Origin of the sequence: Anabaena sp. CCY 9910, from assembly GCF_963920875.1 — a bacterium.
Taxonomy (GTDB): domain Bacteria; phylum Cyanobacteriota; class Cyanobacteriia; order Cyanobacteriales; family Nostocaceae; genus Trichormus; species Trichormus variabilis.
Window position 1 is genome coordinate 1 of record NZ_CAWUDJ010000007.1, and the last position, 12,007, is coordinate 12,007.

Below are 12,007 nucleotides of genomic sequence, written 5' to 3' on the forward strand. Positions count from 1 at the left end.
TGGGGATTGGGGACTGGGGATTGGGGACTGGGGATTGGGGACTGGGGATTGGGGACTGGGGATTGGGGATTGGGATTTGACTTTTATCTAAAATCCAAAATCTAAAATTACTCTACTCCCAATAAGTTGGCTAATTCTACCCATTGCTGAGTGCTGATGTCTTCAGCTCTGGCTTGGGGGTTTATATTTAATTGTTCCAGTAATTGGCTCAGGCGATCGCGGTCTACTACTGATTGCAAATTGTTGCGTAGCATTTTACGTTTCGCGCCGAATCCTAACTTTACCAAATTCTCTAGTCGTTTTGGGTCACGAGCAGGAATCTGTATTTGTCGAGGACGCAATCTAACAACTGCGGAATCTACTTTTGGTGGTGGATGAAATGCACCCGCAGGGACATCACAAATAAATTCACAATCAGCTAAATATTGTACCCTGACCGATAATGCTCCAAAGGTTCTTGACCCAGCTTTAGCATATAACCTTTCGGCTACTTCTTTTTGAATGAGCAATACCATGGAGTCAAATGGTTCAGGGTTAGGGTTAGCAATTGTTCCCAATAGTTTTTCTATTATCGGCCCAGTAATGTTGTAGGGAATATTAGCAACTACTTTATTTGGCTTTTGAAACTTCGGAAATGTTAGTAAGTTTGCAACTAAATTTAGTGTGAGAAAATCTCCTTGTAATAATAGAAAATTTTCTTTTTGTCCTAGTTGTTTGACTAACAATTTACATAAATCGCGGTCAATTTCTACTGCTAGTAAAGCTTCTACCAATGGTAATAAACGCCGAGTCAGAATACCTGTACCGGGGCCGATTTCTAGGATGCGGTCATTTGTACTACACTCTGCTGCCTTAACAATTGCGTCGAGTGCCTTATCACTTTTGAGCCAATGCTGAGCAAATACCCTGCGCGGTCGCACCATTAATTTTCCTTGCTATATCTAGATTTGGGCTTTTTACAAAAAATCTATTTCTTACTTTTTTCTTACTTTTTATTGTAAATTTTTAATGCAGTTATTCATATTTTTTACTAAAAGTGAGCATTTTATGGTAATGAGGATACTGTCATGGCAGACGGATTAGGGCATAAAAACCATTGTCGTTGAAGATGGCGATCGCTTCCACATCATCTAGGGGACATGGCGAAAAGTTGAGCAATCACCATCAGCGTTAACCAAAACGAGAGTAAATAACTGACTGATATCGGGTTTCTTCGCATCAACCCAACCTCAGCAAATCAATTATTCCGCTATTGATTTCCGAATATCAAACCGGGCCGGATAAATTGGTTGATTACAAAACCGAAGACTTATCCGAGTCAATAATATCATCTATAACTGCATTTAAAATTTCCTTATTTCCCTAGCTCATTTTTCACCAACTCCAAATAATCCCTTGTCTGAGGTTGTTGCAAAAATCCAGCAATTTTGGGAATAGGTAAATTCGTGAAAAATTAACTTGCTTGACAAGTAATATAAGAGCTAATTTTTAATTGCTTAATTACCGTTTAACCTAAATCTCATGGCTTGATTTTAAAGGATAAAGATACTGGCGTGATCTTATGGAAACAAATTGAGCGATCGCATTCATCACAGTTATCATTCAGTAGGGTGTGTCAGTGAAATGAAGTCTAGTTACACTCAGAAATTATTCATACTGACGCACCTTATACCATTTTGGATTTTAGATTGGGAACATCCAGAAAAATCCATAGAAGTATGAGCATCGCCTAGAAAGAAAATTATCTGGGAAATATATATTAAGGTGTTTATTATAATAATTGTTCACTGATGAATGGGAATCTCAATGATAAATTCTGCTCCTTGTCCAGGTGTCGAGTTGCAAGTTAATTTCCCATTGTGTCTATCCACAACAATTTGATAACTGATAGATAAACCTAAGCCAGTTCCCTTACCCACAGACTTAGTCGTGAAAAACGGGTCAAATAGTTTTGATAAGATTTCTTGAGGAATCCCTACGCCATTATCTGATATGGTAACTCGCACCCAGTTATTATTAAACTTTTCGCTACGAATATAAATTGTAGGCGTAGCAACTGACAATTGACCATCAACTATTGACTCCTCTAAAGCATCAATAGCATTACTGATAAGGTTCATAAATACCTGATTTAACTGACCAGGATAACAATCAATCAAAGGTAAATCGCCGTAACTTTTAACGACTAAAATTTCTGGATGGTCTGACTTAGCTTTCAGGCGATTTTGTAAAATCATGAGCGTACTATCGATACCTTCATGAATATCTACTTGCTTAAATTCAGCTTCATCAAGGCGGGAAAAATTGCGGAGTGATAAGACAATTTCTCGAATGCGTTGGGTTCCTATACGCATAGATTGCAGCAGCTTAACCAAATCTTCCTTGAGGAAATCAAACTCAATATCTATAATGAATTCCTGAATTTCTTCTGGCGGATAGGGAAAGTGGAGTCTATAAAGTTCTACTAGCTGTAACAAGTCTTGAGCATATTCACTGGCTGGAATCAAATTACCGTGAATAAAGTTAACTGGATTATTGATTTCATGGGCTACACCTGCAACCATATTCCCAATAGAAGACATTTTCTCACTATGGATAAGTTGAGTTTGGGTAAGTTGTAATTCACGCAGAGTGTTTTCTAAATTTTCGGCTTGCTGTCGCAATTGAATTTCATTTTGTTTGCGCTGTGTAATATCTAAAGTTGTCCCAACTAGACAATAAACTCTACCAGCACTATTTTTCAGGGGATTAATTTTAGTTAACCACCAAGTTTCTTGATTATGGAAAGTTAAACAATCTTCAAAAGAAATGCTAACACCAGCCTCCACACAGTTTTTGTATCGTTGACGAACTAAAGAACCTTCAACACTGCCAAAAATATCCTCAGGTGCTTTACCAATAGCATCATTCCGAGTAATTCCTGTATATCTTTCTGCTGTTGAGTTCCAACCGGTATAACAAAAATCTAAGTTTTCTAAAACATCAACCACAAAGATAATTTGATCAACACCCTCATAAATATTACGTAAAAATTGCTCTTGTTCTTGCAGTAATGCTTCTACTTTTCTACGTTCCTGAATATCACGAGTAACTGTTGCTAAACACAAAGGCTTACCAGTCTCCGAGCTTTTAACAGTAAATATATTAAAATCAACTGGTATTTCTTCATGAGTCTGATAGTTGCGGAAACGATATTCACCCTGCCATAAACCACGCTCATTTACCACCCGCATAATGTGTTTATCCATATATTCTTGATCTTCTGGGAAGAAAAAATCCAGAATATGGAGATTCTTCAGAGCGTCTAAACCATCAAGGCCAACTAACTTGAGTCCAGCTTCATTCAGAAATAATGGTTTTCCTGCTAAAGTCGCAAAACCAATAAAGTCACTGCTATTTTCAATCAGAGAGACAAACAATTGCCGTTCTTGTTCAGCTTGTTTGCGTTCTGTAATTTCCGTCGCTGTCACTACGAGTTGTGAAATTTGTGAATTGCTATCACCAAGGGGTGTAATATTGACGAACCACCAAGTTTCTTTATCGTTAACTAAGAAATTATCCTCGAAGACTAGGCTCTTTCGAGACTTGATACATTGTTGATAGCGTTGGCGATATAAATCGGCAATTTCAGGTGGTAGTGACTCTGCCGTTGTTTTACCAATAAAAGATGCAACTGGCAAGAGACTAATGCGGTGCATGGCAGGATTTATTTTAACGTAACGAAACTCTGCCTCATCATCCAAAACATCCAAGACACAGATACCGTAATCTACACCTTCCCATATACTTTGTAACAACTGTGCTTGCTGTTGCAATTGTTGGTCTGCTTGCTTGCGTTCACGAAGTACGGCTTGCTGTTCGCTTATATCTAATAGATAACCATACCAAGTGATTTCGCCTCCTGGCTGACGTTCCGGTCTTGAGGCTCCTTGAACCCACTTTAGCTGACCAGAACAAGTGATAATACGCCACTCATATTCAAAGTTTTGCAGAGTTTTGGCAGAGTTAGCGATCGCCTCTTGCAGCCCTATCATATCCTCAGGATGAGTATTGGCAAAAATGAGCGAAGCATCATCCTGTAACTCTTGGGGACTGCGTTCTATTAGTTCTCGACATCCAGAAGAAACATAAGGGAAAGTCATGGTGCCATCAGGTTTCAGGCAAAATTCATAAAGCATCCCTGGCAGATTATCAGCTAGACGCTGCAACCGTGCTTCCGTATCTCTTAAACGTCTTTCACTATCGGCTAAAGCAATTTCTGATTGTTTGCGTGGGGTAATTACCTCAGAGACAACAGCTAAACCACCCACCTCACCTGATGGTTCATACCAAGGATTTATTTCCCATTTCACCCAATCAATAGTCCCATCCCGACGGATAAGAGTTTCCTCTTCAGATTTCTCCGCATTTCCTGCCAAACAACACTCGTATCTGTTCTGCCAACCCAAAGTGATTTCTGGACAAACATCATGATGAGAACGACCGACGATATTCTCATCAACTAAGTCATAGTCTTCTCGCCAGCGCCGACTAGCCAGCAAGTAGCGCATCTCACTATCAAAAATAGCGATCGCCGCAGGTATATACTCAATCAATAACCCTAGTTGTAAAGTCTTTGCTACTACCTGGCGTAGTCCTATGAGTTCCTGTTGAAGAGAATCATAAGTATTTTTATCTATAGTCACGAGATTGTCAGTCATAGGTATACTACATTACCAGCGACAAATTTGAAGTTAACTTCAGTATCTATCTTGCCCAATCTCCATCCAGCAATATCAATCGGCTGTCTTTAACTCAGTAATTCACCCAATTGGTGTTGTACTAACAAACCCCTAAGTGTAGCATTTTCAGCTTTCAGCGCCAAGTTCTCAGCTTCTAATTCATGAATTCTTTCTTTCATCGCCTCTTTACTAGTGCCTTGTCTGTGAATCACCACCTCTTTATAAATCTCTAAATTAGTATCTTCATTCATCCATCTTTGATAACTTTTAGTATGTTCTTGTACTGTATGTCCCATATAATCTGCCATAGTCTTTATTGGCACCCGTAAACGATGACCTCGTATGGCATAAGCATGACGTAAATCATAAGGTCTAAAACCAATATCCGCATTTCTAAATTTGATATACAGTTTGGCAGTTTTATTATTTAACTTACCTTCGTTATAGGGAAATCTAATATTCTTTAACTTGAATAAATCCACCCAATGAGGATGTAAAGGGGGAATTCCACAACTCCGTTCACCAGTTTTAGTACCTTCCGTCAAACTAGGATTTAAACTTACTAAGTGAAAAGTATTTTTTGGCTCTAAAAAAGCTTCTATATCTACAGCAAATAATTCATGGGGTCTTAAGCCATAAGTAGCCAGCATTCCGTATGCCCATTGCCATTGTTCCGGCTGTGTAGTGTTCTCTTTACTCGTGTAGACTGATAGAGGCAGACCAATTTTGTTAAATCCTTGGATAATTTCTTCATCTGAGGGAACTTTGCGAATAGCCGGATGGGGTTTAGGAGTCGCATAGGCATAAATTGTTTTAAAATCATCAATTCCACAAAACTCACAAAACTTCTTTAATTGCCATACCATAAAAAACCTCGCTGATGTATTCGGTTTGGTTTTTTCTAAAGCTATTTCTAATGCTTGAGCAGACATTGGTAAATCATAAGGCAGTTTTTTTAAATGCCTAATATAATGAGTTTCCCAAGTCCGAATTCCTCGTCTATTCTGCTCGTGAGTTTTCCAAAATTCACGCTCATATTCTTGAATTAATTCACCAATGAGTTTCCCAGAATTCTTCTGTGTTGGTAATTCTATCTTTTGTGCCTGTTTACCTAGTAACTCTGGTGTCCACTGGAATTGTTTTGTAATCAACGATAAATCCAATTCTCGTGCTTTCAAAACAGCCATTTTTACCCCAGCATCATTAGCTGCAAAACCACAAGAAATGGTATATTGTTTATTAGGACTACCCTGCTTCCCTACATCCCCAGGTTTACAGGGAAAAGTACCTTGTAAAGCGATACTTTTCGGGCTGGTAAGTTTCAATTTAATCTTGATTCTATCTAAACTTAAAGCCGCATTTGCCTGCTGTACGGACTGTTTAATTCGCAGGTATTCCCGTTCTACCTTCGCCGATTCATCAGTTTGTTTAGCTTTCCATTGCTTCCATTTAGAGGGTTCCCACTTGTCAATTAATGTACCATCCCACTCAGATGTACGTGGATCAAAAGTAATTGCAGGCATAAGCTAATCTCAAGCACTTTCTTGGTTTGAACATAGCTAATAACAGTCAAGAAGTAAAGTTGAATTTATAGAAATATGCGAAAAATCATCATAGGAATAATGGGTGCTGGGGATAGTGTAACCCTCAAGACTTATGAGAAATTTATGGCAAATTTATACGGAATCCTTGATAGCCATACTGAAGTCAAGAGAAAGAGATTTAAAACAAGATTATGAAAATGTACAACAGGTGTCTTTTACCATTAATGATGGTGGCGATCGCTAGCCTCAGCAGTTGTAGTTCAAACCCCAGCAACACAACAAATACAATCTCCCCAAAACCAGCACCAAGCATGGCTCAACTGCGAGCCAAAACCAATAACACCGAACCTAAAGCCATCTCTGGCAAAACAGTAAATGTTACTCTTTATACCAGTGATGTCCAGTGTCAAGAATTTGTCCCACAAAAAGTTACCGTACCCTCCACCCAATCTGTAACTAACGCTGTGGGTAAAATCATCAAGGAACAAGATACCGCCGACTTTAGCCTATCCGGTTATCGTGTCAAAGTCAGGAAGGGCATTGCCACAGTTGACTTAAGACTCTCACCCCAATCCAAGCGACAATTCGTCTCACTTTCTAGCTGCGAACAATTTGCCCTATTTGGCAGCCTCCGTAAAACCTTAACTAGTAATCCCCAATGGAAGATTAAAGAAGTGCGCTTCACCGAACAAGGCGAAGATATTGTGCTTTAGTTATTGGTCATCAGTCATGAGTTCTTCCCCCTGCTTATTTTCTAACCACTGTTCAATAAGTTCCGTCACAATATCGCTCATTTGTCGTTCTTGGGAAACTGCTGCTGCTTTAAGTTGGCGATGTACTTGCTTTGGTAAATAAATCGTTGTCCGGGTATAAGCCGGGTCAGTGCTTTTGCTTTGGGAAGTCGGTTTATTTGGTGTTGACTGTGGTTGGTCTCGCTGTTGACGGCTAAGGGCTGCATCAATTAAATCATCGAAACGGCTAGTTTTTTTTTGATTATTCAAGGCATTCCACTCAATTAAGAAATATAAATTACGAATCAGTCTAATATTTCCTTTCCCACCTCGGCATAACATCGCCAAGCAATTTGAGCATAAGGGTCTTTAACAGCATTGACTGGAACCCCTTCTAAAGCAGCACGTTGGAACACCGCCAAGCGCCGAATCCCTGACTTGAATACAGGTAGTTCCGCATTTAAGAGAGTTGTTCTCGCTTCCTCCCCGGTTTTATTGGGATTTGGGGGAACAATTGTAAGTAATATTTTATACTTTATTTTTATTTTATTCAGCAAATTAACTAGATTTAAAGTGGCAGCTAAAGCGATCGCATCTGGTGTTGTTGGTATAACCAATAAATCGCATCCTTTAGCCAAAGTTTTCAGTTCTTCTGTGTCTGGACGGGCTGGCGTATCAATCACTATATGCTCATAAAGCCCCGCCAAACTGACTGCCTGCTTCTCATCAGCCACCTTAAAAGGTAAAGAACCCCGATTTGACCAATCTAAAGCACTGCGGTTTAAATCACCATCTACCAATAGTGTGTCCGCCTTCATTTGCAAGTAATTGGCTAAGTGCAACGCAGTCGTAGATTTACCGACACCGCCTTTAAACGCCGCTACCGTAATAATCATTTTTTCTACATAAAGAATACCTATCATCTTAACTGTACATCTAAACATCTAGACATTCGATTTAGTTTTTAACACTTAGATTTTTGAACATTTAAAAATTTAGATGTTTCATTATTAAAATATCAGTAAACGTAAAATATAAGTACTTATATTTTAACTACTTTACTTTCATGTACAAAGTTTTCTCAGCAAATTGAGGGATAAAAGTATAAACAAACTTAAGTATTTACAAATGTTAATCTACATATTTCCTACTCAGGAAACAACCCCTGCCACTTCCCATGCCCCACTTTGTAAAGGCATATTGCATAAATAGACAGGTAATACCAAAAAGCTCTACAATCTGACTGATTGCGGTAAATTTACCTATTGCCCAATCAACCCAAGCATAGTAAAGATTTTCTAGCGATTCCGCTAGACGGGAAAATCACGCTATTAATATAAGTAAGTCTTAGTTAGAGAGTAACAACCAATGGACGTGAAACTGATTTTAGTGGGTTTAACCGTAATATTTACTGTTTCGTGCCTATTCTTTGGGACGAAAAATGGGTTCTATGATTCAGATAACTATCATGGCAATGGTTCTGCCCATTAAAAGAAATCTGGTTGCTGACAGTAAGCGATCAGAATTTCGGTTCATTACAAATGCAAGAGGCAAATTCCCTGATTCCCCAGTTTAATGGCTCCTGGTTATCCAACTTTTACGAACCAGTACGCGTTCGCAAAAGGTGTCCATCCCAATCAAAAATCCACATTCTTCAGCTTTAGGGGCGCACTACCAAAACTACCCCCAAGCTACAAAACCAAAATCTTCGTGAATCTTGGTTTTTCGGATAGGTCAATGATGAGGTTGGAGGGGAGCAGAACATGAGGAATAATTTGTCCACATATTCCAATATTGAGACAGGGGAAGCAGCAACCGAACTAGAATGTTTTCCCTACAGTGTTCAGCACAATGATGAAGGTGTATGTTTATTAGTGCGGATGGGGCCGCATCGAATTCTGTTAGATTGTGGTTTAGCGGATATTTCACCCATCCAAAAGAGTGTAACTCCATCAGCAAAGCGGGGTACTCCACCTTTACCAGCAGATTTAGTTTTAGTTACCCATGCCCACCCAGATCATGCTAGAGGTTTACTAGCACTGCATCAAGCTTTTCCTAATTTACCTATCTATGGTAGTGAGGTAACCAGCAAGTTACTGCCTTTGAATTGGTTAGACCGCAACCCCCAGGAAATTCCCCAACTGTGTCACGCCTTACCGTTGCGATCGCCTGTAGAACTGCAAGATGGGTTAGTTGCCGAAATCTTCCCCGCCGGACACTTACCAGGCGCAGTGGCCATTCTCCTCACATACACCACAGAACATCGCTCATACAAATTACTCTATACAGGGGATTTCTTTTTATCTAACTCTCGCTTAGTTGAAGGTTTACGGTTAGAAGAACTGCGCGGTATAGATTTAAATGTGTTGATTATCGAAGGAACCTACGGCACATCCAGACACCCCCACCGCCGCAACCAAGAAAACCAACTAGCCGAGAGAATTAATCGCGCCATTAGCGATCGCTGTTCTGTTATCCTCCCCACCCCCGCTTTAGGCTTAGGACAAGAACTGTTGATGTTGCTGCGTTCTCATCACCACTTCACCGGCAGAGATTTAGATATTTGGGTTGATGGCGCTGTTGCTATTGGCTGTGATGCTTACTTGGAACTGCTACCCCACCTACCAGCATCAGTCCAAAACTTCGCCCGCCATCAACCCTTATTTTGGGATGAGCGAGTGCGTCCCCGCGTGCGCCGCTTGCAACCAGAAAACCGCAGCATAGTAGGTAAATCACCTTGTATCGTCCTGACAGATTCCACATCTGATTTAGAACAGTACTGTCAACCAGAAACCGGGCCTTGGCTCATCTTATTGCCAGAAAAAATTGATATAAAAGTTAATAAAAAATACTCAGCCCCCACCACAGTAGAAAGTTATCTCCTAGCTCAACACAGTGATGGGCCGGGAACTACCCAATTAATTCATAACTTACGTCCCCAGCACGTCGTTTTTGTTCACGGTTCCCCTGCCTACCTGGCAGATTTGACCTGTTTAGAAGAATTGCAGAACCGTTATCACATCCATTCACCGGCGGCTGAGACGATGGTAGAACTGCTTATCGGCGAAACATTTTTACAACCAGCCCCCCCAGAAACAAATTATGAAGGCGAACTGACAGAGTTAGGGACAGTCATCACCATCAGCATCCCCGAAGCCATAACCGCCGATCCCCGGTGGCGACAGTTTGCCGATACTGGTTTAATTGAAGCCCGTTGGCAGGGGGAAGAACTGGTATTACGGGGATTAACCCAAAGAGAACTCCTCAATCAAAATAGCGATCGCTACATCTCCCCCGAAATTAATTGCTGCGGCACTTGTCGCCATCAACGAGGACAACGCTGCTGGAACCCCTCCTCTCCCCTATACAACTTTAGAGTGACTCTAGAGGGTCACTGTCCCGCTTTTGAGCGATTAGCGAATGGTGAATAGGGGTATAGGGGTATAAAGGGAATGTCGCGCTTGTAAACGTGAAACTCTTGCTGTGACTGGGTATAGAGGTTAGGAGAAAAACTGTATTTATGCGGTATCTTGATTTGATTATTAGTTGTTTCCCCCACACCCCTACACCCCTAAACCCTTACACCCCTAAACCCTTACACCCCTCCCCATAAAATAACGAATCCTGAGTAGGACGTATTACTCAGGATTCAGGATGTGGAGCGGGGAGAGGGATTGGATGTAGGTTGAAAAGGAGAAATCTTTTGGTAAGCTCCCCCTTGCTCCCTGCTCCCTGCCCCCTTACCTCTTACTCAGGATTAGAATCGGGATAATGGTTACGGATACGCTCGGCATCTGGGCAATCTTCAGTTGTGAGGGGTTCTATATTACCGCGTGGAACTGAAGCTAATTTTTGAGTAACAGCGCCGATGCTTTCAAGACGAACCATCTCTTCCCAAGAGCAAACTTCGTCTTCTTCGTCTGTTTCATAGCGTAGGGTCACTAAGTCTCCCTCTATATCGAGGATGCGGGCGCGCTCTATCCAGCGTTGCTGGTCCCGCAAGAATACACATACCTCCCGCCCGTCGCAACACAGTTGATAAATCTTGCGGTGTAGCATGTACTGCTTCTGCCTTTTTAAACAACGTAGTTAAACCTTGAAAAATCTGGGTTTTACCCCAATTAAATAACACCCTTAGGATTTGAGAAACCTGCTTCAGAATCAGTGTGTCTTCTGACCATGTCCAGATACTTACTGATAATTTTCAGTTCTGGGAGAATATGGATTCATAAACTTGTGGTTACTGCACCAAATTCTATCTCTTTCGGGGTGATTCAGCTAATGTTTGCTTCATAGAAATCAAACATTTCTGGTGTCTTCCTCACCAAGTGAATGGGTTCCGGTAAGTTCTTCCTACCATTATGTAATAATAAATACTCCAAAACAAGCGATGATTCCGGTTGTTTAATTTGCCTACTTGTAATCATTAGCATTGCTGGGAAGCCTGGGGATTCGGCTTGACGTTTACCCCTACGTATTTGATCTTAACTCATTCTCTGGCTGACCTTCATGGTTTTCAACAACAAAGCCTCAATAGTTATGAGTTGAAGATTTTTATCATCAGAATTTGGTAGTTTTAGGGAGATTTGAAGCGTGAGAGAGATTCTATGAGACGTTGCGAAGATGCTTCTCGTTTAATGGTTCCCGCATTAACGGCATCATACAAAGATGCTAGAGACGGCACATCTTCCGGCTGATAGCACCTAGTAGCCAGCACTTGATTGAGTAGACCCTCAGATTCAACACTGAGATAACCAGTTTGAAAAGCAGATTCAACAAGTGCGCGAATCATCTTGTTTAGGGTTGAGTAAGCATTTGGTCACCTCCAGTTTGGAATACTTTAGGCTTTACCTAATTGATATAAAACAGCAATTATTAGTGATCCTAGTCAGTATCGTCTGTGACCTGTATCACATCATGAAAAAACCAAGGTATATGTAATAATTACGTTTTGACTCCGAATGGTATTTCCTGAAAGAGTTACAGAAAGATACTATTAGTTAGACATTAA

At 40.6% G+C, this 12,007-nt stretch carries 11 protein-coding genes; 3 read left to right on the plus strand and 8 right to left on the minus strand.

Going from position 1 to position 12,007, the window contains the following annotated elements; genetic code table 11:
- Positions 1-107 precede the first annotated feature (107 nt).
- The 3 genes from rsmA to ACM5QX_RS07880 all read right to left on the minus strand — a co-directional run bounded on the left by rsmA (position 108) and on the right by ACM5QX_RS07880 (position 6,244).
- Complete coding sequence (gene rsmA / locus ACM5QX_RS07870; RefSeq protein WP_414752491.1) at positions 108-923, minus strand: 16S rRNA (adenine(1518)-N(6)/adenine(1519)-N(6))-dimethyltransferase RsmA; 816 nt, start codon at positions 921-923, stop codon at positions 108-110.
- A gap of 861 nt (positions 924-1,784) precedes the next feature.
- Complete coding sequence (locus ACM5QX_RS07875; RefSeq protein WP_414752490.1) at positions 1,785-4,700, minus strand: PAS domain-containing protein; 2,916 nt, start codon at positions 4,698-4,700, stop codon at positions 1,785-1,787.
- Positions 4,701-4,789: 89 nt separating this feature from the next.
- The gene (locus ACM5QX_RS07880; RefSeq protein ID WP_414752489.1) at positions 4,790-6,244 is read right to left on the minus strand and encodes an integrase; all 1,455 of its coding nucleotides are present in this window, start codon (positions 6,242-6,244) and stop codon (positions 4,790-4,792) included.
- Positions 6,245-6,377: 133 nt separating this feature from the next.
- Between ACM5QX_RS07880 and ACM5QX_RS07885 the strand changes: the two genes are divergently transcribed.
- Complete coding sequence (locus tag ACM5QX_RS07885; RefSeq protein WP_414752488.1) at positions 6,378-6,509, plus strand: hypothetical protein; 132 nt, start codon at positions 6,378-6,380, stop codon at positions 6,507-6,509.
- A complete protein-coding gene (locus ACM5QX_RS07890) occupies positions 6,457-6,978 on the plus strand; it encodes a hypothetical protein (RefSeq protein ID WP_414752487.1) in 522 nt (173 codons plus the stop codon). Before ACM5QX_RS07885 ends, ACM5QX_RS07890 begins: the two co-directional genes overlap by 53 nt.
- Here the strand turns inward: ACM5QX_RS07890 and ACM5QX_RS07895 are convergent, their stop codons facing one another.
- Together ACM5QX_RS07895 and ACM5QX_RS07900 are read right to left on the minus strand one after the other, a co-directional pair.
- On the minus strand, positions 6,979-7,266 hold the full coding sequence (locus ACM5QX_RS07895) for a CopG family transcriptional regulator (protein WP_414752486.1): 288 nt from the start codon (positions 7,264-7,266) through the stop codon (positions 6,979-6,981).
- A 35-nt stretch (positions 7,267-7,301) separates the two neighbouring features.
- On the minus strand, positions 7,302-7,892 hold the full coding sequence (locus ACM5QX_RS07900; protein WP_414752485.1) for a ParA family protein: 591 nt from the start codon (positions 7,890-7,892) through the stop codon (positions 7,302-7,304).
- An 867-nt stretch (positions 7,893-8,759) separates the two neighbouring features.
- Between ACM5QX_RS07900 and ACM5QX_RS07905 the strand changes: the two genes are divergently transcribed.
- On the plus strand, positions 8,760-10,427 hold the full coding sequence (locus ACM5QX_RS07905) for an MBL fold metallo-hydrolase (protein ID WP_414752484.1): 1,668 nt from the start codon (positions 8,760-8,762) through the stop codon (positions 10,425-10,427).
- A 316-nt stretch (positions 10,428-10,743) separates the two neighbouring features.
- Here ACM5QX_RS07905 and ACM5QX_RS07910 read toward each other — a convergent pair whose 3' ends face one another.
- The 3 genes from ACM5QX_RS07910 to ACM5QX_RS07920 form a co-directional block, all read right to left on the minus strand.
- On the minus strand, positions 10,744-11,055 hold the full coding sequence (locus ACM5QX_RS07910) for a DUF6679 family protein (RefSeq protein WP_010997370.1): 312 nt from the start codon (positions 11,053-11,055) through the stop codon (positions 10,744-10,746).
- 215 nt (positions 11,056-11,270) lie between these two features.
- On the minus strand, positions 11,271-11,429 hold the full coding sequence (locus tag ACM5QX_RS07915; RefSeq protein ID WP_011321536.1) for a hypothetical protein: 159 nt from the start codon (positions 11,427-11,429) through the stop codon (positions 11,271-11,273).
- 143 nt (positions 11,430-11,572) lie between these two features.
- Complete coding sequence (locus ACM5QX_RS07920) at positions 11,573-11,788, minus strand: hypothetical protein (protein WP_011321535.1); 216 nt, start codon at positions 11,786-11,788, stop codon at positions 11,573-11,575.
- Between the last annotated feature and the right edge of the window lie 219 nt (positions 11,789-12,007).